Origin of the sequence: Legionella gresilensis, assembly GCF_900639865.1 — a bacterium.
GTDB classification, from domain to species: Bacteria; Pseudomonadota; Gammaproteobacteria; order Legionellales; family Legionellaceae; genus Legionella_C; species Legionella_C gresilensis.
In genome coordinates, this window is the sequence record NZ_CAAAHX010000006.1 from 153816 (window position 1) to 168967 (window position 15152).

Sequence of the window (15152 nt, forward strand, 5' to 3'; positions counted from 1 at the left end):
TACTGACATGAAAATTTGTATTTTAGAGATTTCAATTTATAGTAAAAGGTAATTATTGGGATAATTTTTTTATTGTATCACTTAAATTTTCTACTTCACCTGAATAATGATAATAAACTCGCTTATGGGTGCAATCAATAATACATAATGGCTCTTTAGGTTGATTATCTAATTGCTTAAAGACCCAATACAAACCTACTTCATTGTCCTGTTGGACCAATTTTAAAAGTTCTAGCATTTTATCTTTTTCAATTTCAGCATAAGTACAAATTAAGCCTGCAACATTGCTATTTATCTTATAAGCGAAATGTTTCTCTTTCATAATAAATTCCTATTAATTTATTATCTTTCTCTTAATTAAAGCTTATTAAATAAATTCAATGATTACAAATAAAGGAATTTATTTATTTAATTAAAGAGTAGAGTTATTAAGATTTTCATCGCAGGCTATTGCACGAAACTTCTGTATTAACAAAAAAAATAAAAAAATAAGTTAATTATTTATAAGGATCTAAGCTCACCCTAAAATTTTTTTTAGGATGAACTTAGATAAATAAAGTTAGCCTATCTATACAATTGTAACTAAAGCTTAAGGCTTTTTATTAAATAAGTGTTTTAAAGCAAAATCTTTACCAATACATTCGCCAATAGAATGTCCCCATTTTCCTGCATTTTGCTGATTAATTGTTGCTGGAATTTGAGAGTAAAGTTCTTTTTGGCATTTATCAACGCTTTCGGGTATTAAACTAACACATTTATCATAATTAATATTAACTTCGGTTAATCGTTTATTAAGCGCTTCATCTTGCATAAATCCTTTGCAAATTAAATCGGGCACTACAGCCTTTAATTTTGATAACCATTCATCTTTAGTCATTTCTTGGGCGGAGCTATCTTTATCAGTAGTGCTGGATTCACCACCAAAATTAGTAAGGGCAAAATCAGTACCTATACATTCTCCAATTGTTTTACCCCACTTTGATGCACTATCTTTATCCATTGTTGCAGGAAGATCAGAGTAATATTTGCTTTTACATTTATCAAAACTAGCAGGAATTAAACTTACGCATTTATCATAATCGATATTTTCTGCTTTGAGACGTTTATTAAGTTCCTCATTTTGAGTGAAATTTTTACAAATAATTCCAGGTACTACCTCTCGCATTTTAGAAAGCCATTCATCTTTACTTCTTGGTTGATCATCTGTAGAGGTTACACTTGAAGAAGTAGCTGTATTGGTTGTTGAACCAGCATTCATGTCTGTCGCTGCTGCAGCTACAGCAAACGAGGATAAAGAAAGGCTAGTTAAATAGAACAATGTATTTAATATATATTTTTTTAACATAATGATGTCCCTTTCATAAAATGTTTATCTATTAAAGAATAGCCTTAAAATCATAGAATACATAATTATTGACCTGTTTTCATAACATAATTGTCTATTAAACGCACATTTCCGATTTTAACTGCTATAAACCGGCGATTTTCATGCTCTATAAAGTATTCGACACTTAACTCATTTTCCTTTAATTGATTTAAAATCTCGTTATACGGTTTATCTTGATGGAATAGAGTAGCAAAGCGTTCTGCTAATTCGCGCTCGTTAGCTGTAAGAAGATTGTTGCGAGAACTGTAGGCAAGTTGACTTGCTTCACGAATTGTTGGACAAATTTTTATAGAAACTGGCATAAAAAAAGCGCTAGCCATATCGCGAATTAAACAATATTGCTGATAATCTTTTTCACCAAAATAGGCATTTTGGGGCCGCACTAAATTGAGTAGTTTCATAACTATCGTTAACACACCATTGAAGTGACCAGGTCGATGGGCGCCCTCCATGATTTGAGAAAAATCAGTTTCCATAACTTTATACCTGTAGTTATCAGGATATATTGCTTGCTCGGTCGGAGTAAGACAGTAATCAACACCATTTTCTTCCAGTAATTTAAGATCCAATTCTAGGGTGCGAGGATAGTGAGTATAATCATCGGGCCGATTAAATTGGGTTGGATTAATAAAAATACTAACAGCAGTTAGATCATTTTCACGTTTACTAATTGTCATTAAAGAGCTATGGCCTTTGTGTAAATTGCCCATAGTAGGTACAAAACCTAAACTTAAGTGAGGATCAAGGGTATCTCTAAAATTGATCCAGTCATTTAAATTATTAAAAACTTGCATGAATTATCCTAGTAAATAATTGAATTAGGCTGCTTTTTAGCAGCCTTTGAAAAGTAATTTAATTAGTAAGCGTAGCTTTCTGATGGAAAGTAACTTTGTTGAACATCTTGAATATAATTATTAATCGCTGTTAACACAGTACTTTTAGAATTTGTAAATTGTTTTACAAATTTAGGTACAAAATCTTGTTGTAAACCTAACATATCGTGCCAAACTAAAACTTGTCCATCAGTTACAGAACCTGCACCTATACCTATAGTAGGAATAGATAGGCTATTAGTTATTTTTTTTGCTAATGCTTGAGGAATGCATTCAAGAACGAGCGCTGAACAGCCAGAAGCTTCTAGGTTTTTTGCTTGTTGTAATAGTTGATTTGCTTTTTCATCGTCTCGACCTTGAACTTTATAGCCACCATATTGATAGATAGATTGCGGCATTAAGCCTATATGGCCGAGTATAGGAATACCAGAAGACACTAGATAAGCAATAGTACGGCAAGTATCGTCATCTCCACCTTCAATTTTAATAGCCTGAGCGCCAGCTTGTATTAATTTTTTAACATTGATTATTGTTTCAGCTTGAGACGAGCGATGGCAAAGAAAAGGTAAGTCGCTTATTATTAATTGATTTGTAATTCCACGAGCTACTGCTTGCGTATGCAAAACCATCATATCAATGGTTGCCATCACAGTACTAGAATGGCCATGAACGACCATCGCAACACTATCCCCTACTAAAACACAGTCTAATTGTGATTCAGCAATAATTTTAGCAGAGGGATAATCATAGCAGGTAAGCATCGTTATTTTTTCGCCGGTCAGCTTTTTTTTAATAAATTCGTTAATATTCATTCACTTACTCCTAATTGAAAGGAGTAGGCAAAAATAGAATTTAAAAGCATTGGTACCTGTCTCATGGATCAAGTCCTCCAAAAAAGGTTAATAGATTTCTTTTAGCGAGTTGCCAAAGAAGACTAATGTAAGTTCCTCTGTCTAATAGCAAACGAAAGGATTAAGTCGCTGCAATTTGTCAGCGCAAAATAAGTTTAAAGGACGCGCAACAAATTGCAAGATCGGTTATTATTAATACTTTAGTAAGTTAGTTATGAATGAATTTATGTTACCTATCGCAAATTTACTCACGCCTGGTGAGCATGCTTTTCTTTTTCAAGGGAAAGTTGGCAATTTAGAAGCTATATTAACGCTTCCTACAGAAATAAATTTTAATTACCTAGCATTATTAGGTCACCCACACTCGTTGCAAGGTGGGACAATGAATAACAAAGTTGTCACAACAATGGCACGTTCATTTAAAGAATTAGGTATCCCTTCGATTCGATTTAATTTTCGTGGGGTCGGTAAATCGGAAGGTCAGTATGATGCGGGTATAGGTGAAAGTGAGGATATGTTGGTTTTACAACAACTATGGCAACAGCAATACCCTTATACTCAATTTATATTCTCTGGCTTTTCTTTTGGTTCTTTCGTCGCTTACAGAGCAGCAGCACAAAGTGATTCGATTCTCTTAATTACCATAGCACCGCCTTTTCATCACTATAATTATTTAGAATTTAAGGCACCGAGACCGTGGTTTATTTTACAAGGTGAAGAAGACGACATTTCACCTTTAGACATGGTTCTTGATTTTGCTAATCAGGCTAACCCTAAAATTCCTGTTGTTTGTTTTGCAGAAACTGGGCATTTCTTTCATGGTAATTTACTTTTATTAAAATCTAAACTAATGGAGATAGTGCGTATACAGGTATTAAGCTTATGAGTTTACTTAATCAATACAATGCAGCTATTGATTCTGGTGATATTCAAGATAATCCTTCTCAGCGGCAAGTATTAATTCATCTAGATAGGCTCGTTAGTGATTTATCTAACCAGAAAAAAAGCTGGTTTAATTGGCTTAAGAAAACATCATTAAAAGGGATTTATATTTACGGGCCAGTCGGAGTTGGTAAAACCTTTTTGATGGATCTTTTTTTTAACACCATCCCCTTAGATAAAAAATTACGTTTTCATTTTCATCATTTTATGCAACAAGTGGATGCGCAGCTACGACAATTGCAAGGGACACCTAATCCATTACAACAGATCGCAACAGATATTGCAAAAAAAGCACAATTACTTTGTTTTGATGAATTTATGGTAGATGATATTGCTTATGCGATGATTTTAGCTGAACTTATGCAAGCTTTATTTGCTAGAGATGTCGTTTTAGTTGCTACATCAAACTCTGCGCCTGACGATCTATATCGTAATGGCGTACAACGGGCTCGTTTTCTGCCGGCAATTAGTGCTATCAAAAAGCATTGCGAAGTAATTCATCTTAGTAGTAAGCAAGATTATCGTCTAAGTCGCGAATTAAATTTTGAAACTTATATTTATCCTTTAAATGAAGAAACAACCAGTCTTTTAAATAAACAGTTTGATTATATTGTACCTGCTGCTCAAACGGAAGGTACATTAATAGTTCAAAAGCGCGAAATTCCTTATATTAAACTAAGTGATCGAGTTGTTTGGTTTGATTTTAAAGTTATTTGTAATTTACCCCGTAGTCAACTGGACTACTTAGAAATAGCTGAGCGTTTTGATACTGTTTTTGTAAGCGAGATTCCGGTATTGGGAGAAAGTGATACCGTATTTGCTATTTTATTGATTCATTTTATTGATGTTATGTATGATCAAGGCATTCGTCTAGTATTATCAGCCGCAGCCCCCATTAATGAACTTTATATACAAGGTGAAATGCAACAAGCCTTCAAGCGAACACAAAGTCGCCTACATGAAATGCAATCAAAAGATTACATTCAACGTCATCCAAGACGCGCTATGTCTTATTTAACTTAAAAACGTGGATCCCTATATAAGGCGGGCTCAAATTAGCTCTGCTAGTTCTTTGCTTTGCATCGTTTTGCCTTGCTCTCTTTGATTTTTCTTGATTTTAAACGATCCTTATCCCGAATTCGCGTTAAAATAATTTATTTTCGCTCAAAATGAGAATGATTATCGCTATCATCTATGCTAAAATACAGCAAAAGATTTAAATTTTTGCAATCTATCCAATTTAGTTAAGAATAGAATGAAAAAAATTCATATTAATGATTTACATAAGGGTGACCGTGTTCGGTTAGTAAATTTCGGTAATACTAATTTAGTTTACCGCAAGCGACTCTTATCTTTGGGTATAACGCGCGGCGTGGAAATAAAAGTAATAAGAGTTGCACCGCTAGGTTGCCCTCTACAAATGGAAATACGAGGAACATCAATTACATTGCGTAAAGAAGAAGCTGCTGAATTAGAGTGGGAACCTGTATGACGCATATTTTATTGTTAGGAAATCCCAATTGCGGTAAAACAACGTTATTTAATGCGCTTACGGGTGATAATCAAAAGATTGGTAATTGGCCTGGCGTAACAGTAGAAAAAAAAACAGGGTTTTTTCAATTTGCTAATCAAACAGTAGAAATTACTGACTTACCAGGTGTTTACTCATTAAATTCCTCTTATACATTAAGTCAAGATGAAAAGATTACGGCTCATTCTATTCTTACAATTCCTGCCGACATTATTGTTAATGTTATAGATGCTTGCCATTTAGAGCGCCATCTTTATTTAACAAGCCAACTCCTAGAATTAGGTAAACCTATTATTATTGCACTTAATATGAGTGATATTGCCAAGCAAAGAGGCATTCATATTGATACAGCACTATTATCAAAGCAATTGAATTGTCCCGTCATAGCTATTCAAGCTCATAAAAAAATAGGTCTTATTGAGTTACAACAAGCTATAATTGCCAAACCAGTTAAACCTAGCAATTTTAATCTGGCGCTTCCTTTAGATTTACATAAACAAATAAATAAAATTAAACATAATCTCATCTCAAATTATCATTTATCTGCAAATCTAGCTCAATATTACACTTTGCGAACTTTAGAAGGCGATCAATGTTTAATAGAAACTATGTTAGGTATAGTGAATTTAGAGGAGTTTGAAAAAGGTCTAGATGACGATATTGTCATTGCTGATGCACGTTATCAAGTAATTCATCAATTAGTTAATTTAACTCAGAAAAAACTTAGTGATACTAGTGAACATTTCACAGCAAAGATAGATCGCATTATACTGCATCGATTTTTTGCATTGCCTATTTTTTTTGCTGTTATGTATTTGATGTTTCTATTTGCAATCAATATTGGCGGTGCCTTGCAAGATTTTTTTGAAATCAGTTCTAGCGCACTTTTTGTCCAAGGCCCAGAGTGGTTATTACTAAAACTACATTCTCCCCACTGGTTAATTGCTTTGCTTGCGCAGGGAATAGGGGTAGGTATTACGACAACCATTGCATTTATTCCGGTTATCGGCGCCATGTTTTTCTTTTTAGCATTACTAGAAACATCAGGCTACATGGCCCGGGCTGCTTTTGTAGTCGATAAGATTATGCGTATGCTTGGATTACCTGGAAAAGCATTTGTGCCTATGATTGTTGGGTTTGGCTGTAATGTGCCAGCAATTATGGCTGCGCGTACGTTGGATTCAGACAGGGAACGACTATTAACGATTGTCATGAGTCCTTTTATGTCTTGTAGTGCTCGTTTAGCAATTTATTCAGTGTTTGTGGCCGCTTTTTTCCCTAGAGGGGGACAAAATATCGTCTTTTGCCTTTATATGACTGGTATTGTATTGGCTGTGTTAACAGGTTTTATGTTACGTAAAACTATCTTACAGGGTTATTCATCACCATTAATTCTTGAGTTACCTGCTTATCATAGGCCAACTGTAAAGCGGTTATTAAAGGAAATGTTTTCTCGATTACGTTATTTTATTATTCGGGCCGGTCGCTTAATTATTCCTGTTTGTATTATCTTAAGTGGGTTAAATGCGCTAACTATTTCCGGTGGTTTTAGTAATGATCAAGCAAATGTTCAATCTATATTATCTTTATTAGGTCAATGGGTTACTCCTTTATTTTCACCCATGGGAATTGAGCCTAATAATTGGCCTGCGACAGTAGGTTTACTAACAGGGATGTTAGCAAAAGAAGTAGTTATTGGGTCTTTGAATTCACTGTATGCTCAATTGGCCCATCTCAATAATGCTCATCTTCCTTTAACATTTAATTTATGGCAATCATTACAAGAGGCATTTTGGTCGATTCCCCAGAATTTATCTGAATTAGGTCACGCATTTATCAACCCTATTTTAGCAAGTGCACCTGACAGTGAAGTATCACAAACGGTATATGGTAAAATGGTGCAGCTTTTCGATGGTCAAGCAGGCGCATTTGCTTATTTACTCTTTGTGTTACTTTATATTCCTTGTGTATCTACTATGGCTGTAATTAGACAAGAAGCGAATCGAAAAATCATGTGGTTTTCTGTAATCTGGTCATTTCTCATTGCTTACGCTTCTGCTGTTATTTTCTACCAAATAGCTCGATTTACGGAACATCCAGCACTTTCTTTGTTTTGGATTATGCTAATGTTAATAAGTATTGGACTATTTATAGCTAAACTTTACTATCAAAATCTTTCTTCAGGAAATAAGTATGCTCTTACAGATTCTTAATTATTTACGTCGTGAAGGAATAGCAAGTAATCAGCAACTAGCTCGTGAGTTCGATCTAGACTTAATGGCTTTAGAGCCTATGCTTGATGTATGGCTAAAACGAGGTGCAATTGCATTTTGTCAGGATGAGGTTCATTGTCAGAAGAGCTGTCTTAAAAGTTGTCGCAAGCAGGCAATAGTCTATTATAAAATAACATGAGTTTGACACAGAAAAGACAAATTCTCTTGGGGGGGATTTACTTTAATTTAAACATATTGCCTTAAAATTTTAAAAAAACCGCCAAATTTACACTTTTTTTGCTATTTTTTAGTTAAAGCGTTTCATGCTTAAGTATTAATTTTAGGCTAAGATACGGTTATACGTTAAGACGAGTAATGATCATGGCAACTGAAATAGACGTCTCCGATCCAAATTTTGAGCAGCAGATGGAAGAGATACGGCAGCAAATTGTAGTTGATAATTATGACGATCCAGTCGTGCTTATTGAGAGGGTTTACCAACTTTGGTGGCATTGGGCTAATTTTGACCTTCTCATTATTAATCCTGTTATTGAGCCTATTTTGCCTCCTTTAGTCATTGAGCCTGAGCCAATAGGCGATAATGAATATGAGTTTGTATATACCATTTTAGATTGGGGTTATAGATTAAGTACATCTAAAGCGCAAGATATGTTTACAGCTGGTATGTCTATGTGCAAGCTGTATTTTACTATTGAAAAAATGATTTATCTTTTAATTGAACGCCTAAAATCAAGTGGTACTAGTGCTGAAACCGAAGTGCAAGTAGCTTTTAGTGGACATGAAAAAGCTCAACGTAAGGCTTTTGAGTCCATTATTAATTTAAATTATAATGTTGTAGTGACAAATTTTGATCCGGGCGCTTGGGGAGAACGCTATCTTAAATTAGTTAAAACCTTAAATGATAAGGGTTATGGCTATCCATCGGAATCACCTCGTCAGCCTTACTTACAACATGCTAGTTCTGGGCCTAAGGTTTCGCGATAATATTATTTTTATTTTATAGAAGGGCATGTCTCTTCTATTATAGATATAGTTGAATATTCTTTTCTCTACATACTTTTCTTAAATTGTACTTAAGTAGTTTAAGGAGCCTTGGGAATATTATTAAAGATAGATTCTAAATCACTATCATCTGTAAAAGAATTACTGGTACCTTGGCTGCTATCAGGAACACTGTTGAAACCTGCAGCTGCAGACCCTAGCGGATTACTAGTATAACTTGAGGTGTTTTGTGGCATCAAGGTGACGCCAGAGGATTGATTTTCCTTTAACAGATCTTGCATTATACTATCTACTTCACGCTCAGCTTCTTGCCTTATCTGTTCCTCTGTAGATTTTCTCTGGTTATCGTAAGCATTACGTACATCATCATTTTTTAGATACTTATCATAGATTTCGTCAAGTTGTTTTAATAATTGCTCCTTATCTTTTGTACTTACAGACTCATCTAAGTTTATAGTTCTTTCAGTTTCTAAATAAGCTTCCCAAATTTCCTGTCTGGTTGCATCTGGCTTGACCCCGATAGTCATATAAGGATCATTATTTTTTAAGCCAGCTTGAGCTTGCCCTGTAACTTGTCTAATAGCATCACTTGTCATCTGATTTGTTTAAATTTGTTAAATATTGTAATAATTATAGTCTATAACTATAAAAACTATAGAGAGTTAGAAAAAGCTTAATTTTAGTTTTATTAAAACAGCTTTAAAGCATCAACACACAAATAAAGTAAGTTTCAACGGCAATAAGAAGCTGAGAATAAACAAAGATAGGTTAATTATAGCGCCACCCACTAAGCTTTATACGGCGTTGTAAGCTCATTCGGCGAAGTACACCTATGTACACTCCTTCACCTCACTTCACTATTCACTGCAGGAACTTTACATAATTTAACGTTGGTCCACTTAAAGAGAAAATATTGCGGGCTTTTAAATCGTAAAAATCCATAACTTATTGCAGGCAAAGCAAAACATAACCATAAAAAAGTTTGCAATAGCGTTAATTGATTTCTGTTAGTTACCAATTTCAGTTGCCAAGTTTTTAAACCTATTGTTTGCCCACCAAATTTAAAGCATAAAAGATAATAAAAGAATACGACGGCTACAAGTAAAAATTGATACCAGCGAGTACCAGCAGGGATAGATGATTGAGGATTAAAAATTAGGCAAACAGCTGTTATAAGAAATAATAGCGCTAAGATAATTAATAAATCATAAAAACTAGCAAGAATAAATCTAAATAACATGTTTATTTCCATTTTTCTGTAGGGCCTGTTTACAATTGGTCTTGCGAGATAAAAATCTGGATAATTTAGCGTAAATTTTAGTTTGAAGGAGGCGAATAGCGGGTCCAATTTAACAAATTCAAACTAAAATTTACGCAAATTAGCCGGGCTTTGAGCCGTAACGCCAATTGTCAACACGCCCTAGCTATTATATTAATACTGTACATTTTATTAAGCTACTATCTGCTTAATAGCCTAAAGAATCTTCCTCACTTTATAAATGTGTTGCTAGTTACTAATACTGTTTACCTAGGTTTGACTTTAACGGCTCTTCCCCTTGACTCGGAACTAGTGCGCCAAAATTTAATAAATTTTCATTAATTTTTTTTAATTCATCAGTGGAGGCATTCTCACTATTTTTCATTACTGCCAAAAGATTATTAATCTCCTGCAGCGAATTATCTTCTTCTTTATTAGGATGCGTCTGGAAAAAAGAGCTGGGGCTAGAATTTTGATTGGCAAATGTTGATAAGAGTTTAATTGTATTATCTATATCAACTTTACCTTTTAAATCAGTAACTATAGTGATATTTTCATCAGGAATTTTTCCTGTGAACCTCCTAACTAAATTATTAAAAAGTAATTTACTTCGATAGTACAAAATCTGCTTTTGAATAATATTTTCAAGGTTGTTAACAGCGCCTGTTCTTCTCGAAGTTTTACCAGAGGTCTGATGGTATTCTTTCCAATTGTCAATGGCATTCTGTACTTCTAAAAGCAAGGCAAGTGTTTTAATAGGTTTCGTGTATTCTGCAAACTTTGAAAACCTTTCAACAGCTCGGTTTAATTGAATGGTTTGGACAGAAGGTGAACTAAAGGTTGAGCCTTCTTTCTTCCAGTTATGCATTAAATTATTAATCTCCGCCTGCCTATTAAAATGAGTATAGAGGGGTAGCGCATGTTCCTGCAAATAGGTAGATGTAAGTGCACGTAAATCTAAGTCGTTTAATGTACAATAATCTATAATGAGCGCTTCAAATTGAGTATAATTTTTATCACTAAATGTCCTTTCTACCTCTCCCTTTCCCTTTTTACTTGGTCTGTAGTAGGGCAACTTAGTATAATTTGTTATGATTTCTAAGTCTTTAAGAAATGAAATAGCATTTTGAGTTTGTTCATAATCTGGGAGGTAATGGCCGCTTGCACTATCTATCATAGTCGGCTCTCCTGTAGGTATTTCTGTTTGCCCTGCCATAAAAAGAGGCACTCCAGAATAGGAATCTGAATAGGAAGGATGAAGTATTGCTTCAGGATCAAATAGCATGGATGTTCGTTGTGGTGCAAGGCTGCGGCCGATGAAAATACTACCATTGATATGAATAGTATAAATACCTCGTTTTGAATAATCTTCTGACGCTTGCAAGAAGGTATCATAAGATTTAACCGCTAATTTGCTGGTAGATGCATAATCGAATGTTAGATGTCTGTTATCTCTAGTGCCCGAGGTAACCAATTTAATAAGCTTTCCTTGATGAGGAATAACGCGAAATTGTTCTAATTCTTCCTTGGTATAGGATTTTTCTTCAACATCATCTTCTGAGCGGTATGCCCAAAAATTATAATCAGAATCGCTATTACGCCCGCCAAGCTCTAACAGATTTCTATTTTGTTTTAAATTATTAAAAAACTGATTAAATTCACTTTTTTTATCCGCTTCAGTTTTATTTGCTATGCTTTGGTAGAGGGCGTAGGGATCGTTATTTATATTGCCTGGGTTAGGACGAGCCCATGGTATATAATACGGATCAAAGTCTCGTATAATTCTTCTTGCTGTAATTTTTTTCTCAATGTTAGTCTCCTCACTCTCATTAAGAATATGACCAATCACAGATAATATAGAGGAAGACAAGTCTTTATAGTTGACATCATTTAATCTGGCTTGAGCATGTTCTCTTAACGCTATGAGGTGATCAAAACGCTCGTATAGAGTTTGAGCTTCATATACCTTAGTAAGTAATTCTTCAGCCTCCTTATCAGGATTCCTTTTTGTTTTACTGCGCCAATCATTAACGGATAAAAGAGTAGGGAATGGCATAATAGTTTCTTACAAAACAATTAAAATTAAATTAAATTAAATATAGCTTAATTTATTAGCAGCGTTTTGAATGAGACAACTAAGAAAATTTAAGGGGCCTATGATATTTAAAAAAAGAAAAGCTATTACAGAGATTTTTCTAGTTCTAAAGAGATAGACCTCTTTTGGATAGCTTTCAACAGATGAATTTAAAAATAAGCTTAATATACGGTATTCATATTAATAACAATTAGTTCTCTTTTGATATAGACACTTTGCGCTAAAAAGACAGAGTGGTATACTTCTAGCTCTTGCTACGCCTAAAGGCGAGAAACAGCGATTCGATTTAAATACTGCCATTAGTTTACTTTATGACATGTGATGTAAAGCTGACATCTAGCCAGCGGTTTGTAATTAGTTATGTTTAAATAAGACAGGTTTATAAGCTTACAATACTTGTATTAGGTAGTTAAGCTAAAAGTTGATGTTTAAAGAACTTAAGATATTTATTAGATTTCATCTATTTGTTAGATAGAAGCTAACCATTTTATTATTTACTGAAGGATAAATTATAACGTGAACAAGAAGAGACCAGTAAACCTTGATTTAACCACAATAAAATTCCCTCCTATGGCAATTGCGTCCATTTTGCATCGAATTTCAGGGCTTGCCTTGTTTTTCCTCTTTCCTATTGTTCTTTATTACCTTGAGTTATCCTTAGCTACCCCTGCCTCATTTATGAATTTGCAATCTATATTGGGGGGTGTAGGAGCAAAATTAATTCTTTGGGCTTTTGGCGCAGCGTTAATTTATCATTTATTGGCAGGCATTCGTCATTTAATTATGGACGCAGGTTATGGTGAACATCTAGAGGCAGGCCGTAAAAGTGCTGTTTTTGTGATTATAGCTGCAATTATTTTAACTCTACTTCTAGGATTTTGGATATGGTAAGCAATGTCACTAGTTTAACAGGAAATGGTTTAAAAGATTGGCTAATTCAGCGAGCTACAGCTATCTATTTCGCATTATACTGTCTTTTTTTATTTGGTTTTTTATTGTTTCATCCACATTTACAATATCAACTATGGCATACCTTATTTTCTAACGTATTCTTTAAAGCTGCAACTATTATAGCGCTAGTAGCTCTCTCCTTACATACTTGGGTGGGTGTATGGACTGTTACGACTGATTATGTTAAATCCACCTTCTGGCGTCTATTTTTGCAAATGGTTGTTCTAATTTGGCTTAGCGCCCAATTTATTTGGGGTTTAATGATTGTATGGGGGCAATAATATGAATATGCCAATTGCAAGGAATAAATTTGATGCAGTTATTATTGGCGCTGGTGGCGCTGGTATGCGTGCTGCTTTACAGCTTGCTAATTCAGGCTTAAAAGTGGCTCTACTTTCTAAAGTATTTCCAACTCGATCACATACTGTTTCAGCTCAAGGTGGTATTACATCCGCACTAGGCAATGCTCATCCAGATGATTGGCGATGGCATATGTATGATACTGTAAAAGGTGCTGATTATATTGGTGATCAAGATTGTATTGAATATCTATGCAAAACCGGTCCTGAAGCAGTTTATGAATTAGAGCATATGGGATTACCATTTTCGCGTCGGGATGACGGTACGATTTATCAACGCCAATTCGGTGGTCAGTCGAAAAATTTTGGTGGAGAACAGGCAGCCCGGACTTGCGCGGCTGCAGATAGAACTGGACATGCATTACTACATACTTTATATCAACAAAACCTAAAAGCTAAAACGCATGTCTTTAGTGAATGGTTCGCGCTCGATCTGGTTAAAGACGCGCATGGACGAATTGCTGGCGTTACTGCTTTATCAATAGAAACAGGTGAACTTGTTTTTTATCAAACTCGGGTTTGTATTTTAGCTACAGGTGGTGCAGGCCGTATTTTTCAATCGACAACAAATGCTTATATTAATACTGGCGATGGCTTTGGTATGGCGCTAAGAGCAGGTATTCCGCTACAAGATATGGAAATGTGGCAATTCCACCCAACAGGTATCGCTGGCGCTGGAACCCTAGTTACGGAAGGATGTCGTGGTGAAGGCGGCTATCTAATTAATAAAGATGGGGAACGTTTTATGGAACGTTACGCGCCTCGTGTAAAGGATTTAGCTTCCCGGGACGTGGTCGCTCGCTCTATGGCTTTAGAAATTCGTGCGGGCCGAGGCTTTGATCCTAATGGCATTGATCATGTTAAATTAAAATTAGATCATTTAGGTGCGGATTTGATTATGTCGCGCTTGCCTGGTATTCGCGAACTATCTATAAAATTTGCAGGTGTTGACCCTATTGTTGAGCCAATACCCGTTGTACCAACTTGCCATTATAGTATGGGCGGTATTCCTACTAATATTCATGGCCAGGTTCTGATGCATCAAGACGGTACTGATCAAATTGTTGAAGGATTATATGCTGTTGGTGAATGCGCTTGCGTTTCTGTACATGGTGCTAATCGCTTAGGTGGAAATTCTTTACTTGACTTAGTTGTTTTTGGCCGTGCTGCTGGTTTACATGTGGAAGAATTATGGCTTGCAAACGAGCTTCCTGATATGGCTTACATTTCAGATGATGATTTGGCACCCGCGCTAGAGCGTTATTTGCGTTGGGAGAATTCAACTGAAGGCGAGAGTCCGGCTGAAATTCGAGATGCTATGCAGCGGGTTATGCAAGAAGATTTTGGTGTTTTCCGTACTGGTAAGGTGATGGAAGAAGGCTTGCATCGTTTACAGGCACTTCGAGAACGCTTAAAGCATGCTAAACTAAGTGACAAAAGTCACATCTTCAACACAGAACGTATTGCTGCCTTAGAATTAGATAACTTAATGGCCACAGCTTATGCAAGTGCCCATTCAGCCTTGGCCCGAACTGAAAGTCGAGGCGCTCATAGCCGTGAAGATTATCCTAAACGAGATGACACTAATTGGATAAAACATACACTGTATTTTGAGGAAGGGGAGCGTATTGATTATCGGCCTGTAAATACAGCACCTAAATACGTCGAGCCATTTGCGCCGAAAGAACGCGTTTATTAAGAGGGTATGT

Annotated in this window: 16 protein-coding genes; 9 read left to right on the top strand and 7 right to left on the bottom strand. The window is 35.3% G+C overall.

Annotation, left to right across the window (positions count from 1 at the left end; translation table 11 throughout):
* Positions 1 to 52 precede the first annotated feature (52 nt).
* The 4 genes from E1P04_RS09210 to panB form a co-directional block, all read right to left on the bottom strand.
* Positions 53 to 322: a hypothetical protein gene (locus E1P04_RS09210; RefSeq protein WP_131782620.1), complete on the bottom strand. Its 270-nt coding sequence runs from the start codon at positions 320 to 322 to the stop codon at positions 53 to 55.
* Between the two features lie 267 nt (positions 323 to 589).
* Positions 590 to 1345: a hypothetical protein gene (locus E1P04_RS09215; protein ID WP_131782621.1), complete on the bottom strand. Its 756-nt coding sequence runs from the start codon at positions 1343 to 1345 to the stop codon at positions 590 to 592.
* A 65-nt stretch (positions 1346 to 1410) separates the two neighbouring features.
* Positions 1411 to 2181 (bottom strand): pantoate--beta-alanine ligase, encoded by a 771-nt coding sequence (panC, locus tag E1P04_RS09220; protein WP_131782622.1) that lies wholly within the window; start codon positions 2179 to 2181, stop codon positions 1411 to 1413.
* Between the two features lie 62 nt (positions 2182 to 2243).
* Positions 2244 to 3032 (bottom strand): 3-methyl-2-oxobutanoate hydroxymethyltransferase, encoded by a 789-nt coding sequence (panB, locus tag E1P04_RS09225; RefSeq protein WP_131782623.1) that lies wholly within the window; start codon positions 3030 to 3032, stop codon positions 2244 to 2246.
* A 265-nt stretch (positions 3033 to 3297) separates the two neighbouring features.
* On the opposite strand from panB, the gene E1P04_RS09230 reads away from it, so the two are divergent.
* The 6 genes from E1P04_RS09230 (at position 3298) to E1P04_RS09255 (ending at position 8762) form a co-directional block, all read left to right on the top strand.
* The gene (locus E1P04_RS09230) at positions 3298 to 3957 is read left to right on the top strand and encodes an alpha/beta hydrolase (RefSeq protein WP_131782757.1); all 660 of its coding nucleotides are present in this window, start codon (positions 3298 to 3300) and stop codon (positions 3955 to 3957) included.
* Complete coding sequence (gene zapE / locus E1P04_RS09235; RefSeq protein WP_131782624.1) at positions 3954 to 5036, top strand: cell division protein ZapE; 1083 nt, start codon at positions 3954 to 3956, stop codon at positions 5034 to 5036. Before E1P04_RS09230 ends, zapE begins: the two co-directional genes overlap by 4 nt.
* Before the next feature lie 232 nt (positions 5037 to 5268).
* Complete coding sequence (locus E1P04_RS09240) at positions 5269 to 5505, top strand: FeoA family protein (RefSeq protein WP_165482723.1); 237 nt, start codon at positions 5269 to 5271, stop codon at positions 5503 to 5505.
* Entirely contained in the window at positions 5502 to 7757 is a 2256-nt protein-coding gene (feoB, locus tag E1P04_RS09245) for a Fe(2+) transporter permease subunit FeoB (protein WP_131782625.1), read from the top strand. Before E1P04_RS09240 ends, feoB begins: the two co-directional genes overlap by 4 nt.
* Complete coding sequence (locus tag E1P04_RS09250) at positions 7738 to 7956, top strand: FeoC-like transcriptional regulator (protein ID WP_131782626.1); 219 nt, start codon at positions 7738 to 7740, stop codon at positions 7954 to 7956. The genes feoB and E1P04_RS09250 overlap by 20 nt, the downstream gene beginning before the upstream one ends.
* A 182-nt stretch (positions 7957 to 8138) precedes the next feature.
* Entirely contained in the window at positions 8139 to 8762 is a 624-nt protein-coding gene (locus E1P04_RS09255; protein WP_131782627.1) for a virulence factor, read from the top strand.
* A 98-nt stretch (positions 8763 to 8860) separates the two neighbouring features.
* Here E1P04_RS09255 and E1P04_RS09260 read toward each other — a convergent pair whose 3' ends face one another.
* The 3 genes from E1P04_RS09260 to E1P04_RS09270 form a co-directional block, all read right to left on the bottom strand.
* On the bottom strand, positions 8861 to 9376 hold the full coding sequence (locus E1P04_RS09260) for a hypothetical protein (RefSeq protein ID WP_131782628.1): 516 nt from the start codon (positions 9374 to 9376) through the stop codon (positions 8861 to 8863).
* A 248-nt stretch (positions 9377 to 9624) separates the two neighbouring features.
* On the bottom strand, positions 9625 to 10020 hold the full coding sequence (locus E1P04_RS09265) for an RDD family protein (protein WP_165482724.1): 396 nt from the start codon (positions 10018 to 10020) through the stop codon (positions 9625 to 9627).
* Positions 10021 to 10294: 274 nt separating this feature from the next.
* Positions 10295 to 12094, bottom strand: a complete 1800-nt coding sequence (locus E1P04_RS09270; protein ID WP_131782630.1) for a hypothetical protein — start codon at positions 12092 to 12094, stop codon at positions 10295 to 10297.
* Positions 12095 to 12649: 555 nt separating this feature from the next.
* On the opposite strand from E1P04_RS09270, the gene sdhC reads away from it, so the two are divergent.
* The 3 genes from sdhC to sdhA are packed head-to-tail and all read left to right on the top strand — an operon-like array spanning position 12650 to position 15142.
* Positions 12650 to 13024, top strand: a complete 375-nt coding sequence (sdhC, locus tag E1P04_RS09275) for a succinate dehydrogenase, cytochrome b556 subunit (protein WP_131782631.1) — start codon at positions 12650 to 12652, stop codon at positions 13022 to 13024.
* Complete coding sequence (gene sdhD / locus E1P04_RS09280; protein WP_131782632.1) at positions 13018 to 13365, top strand: succinate dehydrogenase, hydrophobic membrane anchor protein; 348 nt, start codon at positions 13018 to 13020, stop codon at positions 13363 to 13365. Before sdhC ends, sdhD begins: the two co-directional genes overlap by 7 nt.
* A 7-nt stretch (positions 13366 to 13372) precedes the next feature.
* Entirely contained in the window at positions 13373 to 15142 is a 1770-nt protein-coding gene (gene sdhA, locus E1P04_RS09285) for a succinate dehydrogenase flavoprotein subunit (protein ID WP_131782759.1), read from the top strand.
* Positions 15143 to 15152: the final 10 nt, after the last annotated feature.

Excerpts from the sequence above, each read along its gene's own strand:
- E1P04_RS09210 (WP_131782620.1), bottom strand. The coding sequence starts at position 322 with ATGAAAGAGAAACATTTCGCTTATAAGATAAATAGCAATGTTGCAGGC.
- panC (WP_131782622.1), bottom strand. The coding sequence starts at position 2,181 with ATGCAAGTTTTTAATAATTTAAATGACTGGATCAATTTTAGAGATACC.
- E1P04_RS09230 (WP_131782757.1), top strand. The coding sequence starts at position 3,298 with ATGTTACCTATCGCAAATTTACTCACGCCTGGTGAGCATGCTTTTCTT.
- feoB (WP_131782625.1), top strand. The coding sequence starts at position 5,502 with ATGACGCATATTTTATTGTTAGGAAATCCCAATTGCGGTAAAACAACG.
- panB (WP_131782623.1), bottom strand. The coding sequence starts at position 3,032 with ATGAATATTAACGAATTTATTAAAAAAAAGCTGACCGGCGAAAAAATA.
- E1P04_RS09215 (WP_131782621.1), bottom strand. The coding sequence starts at position 1,345 with ATGTTAAAAAAATATATATTAAATACATTGTTCTATTTAACTAGCCTT.
- E1P04_RS09260 (WP_131782628.1), bottom strand. The coding sequence starts at position 9,376 with ATGACAAGTGATGCTATTAGACAAGTTACAGGGCAAGCTCAAGCTGGC.
- E1P04_RS09240 (WP_165482723.1), top strand. The coding sequence starts at position 5,269 with ATGAAAAAAATTCATATTAATGATTTACATAAGGGTGACCGTGTTCGG.
- zapE (WP_131782624.1), top strand. The coding sequence starts at position 3,954 with ATGAGTTTACTTAATCAATACAATGCAGCTATTGATTCTGGTGATATT.
- sdhD (WP_131782632.1), top strand. The coding sequence starts at position 13,018 with ATGGTAAGCAATGTCACTAGTTTAACAGGAAATGGTTTAAAAGATTGG.
- E1P04_RS09265 (WP_165482724.1), bottom strand. The coding sequence starts at position 10,020 with ATGTTATTTAGATTTATTCTTGCTAGTTTTTATGATTTATTAATTATC.
- E1P04_RS09270 (WP_131782630.1), bottom strand. The coding sequence starts at position 12,094 with ATGCCATTCCCTACTCTTTTATCCGTTAATGATTGGCGCAGTAAAACA.
- sdhA (WP_131782759.1), top strand. The coding sequence starts at position 13,373 with ATGCCAATTGCAAGGAATAAATTTGATGCAGTTATTATTGGCGCTGGT.
- E1P04_RS09255 (WP_131782627.1), top strand. The coding sequence starts at position 8,139 with ATGGCAACTGAAATAGACGTCTCCGATCCAAATTTTGAGCAGCAGATG.
- E1P04_RS09250 (WP_131782626.1), top strand. The coding sequence starts at position 7,738 with ATGCTCTTACAGATTCTTAATTATTTACGTCGTGAAGGAATAGCAAGT.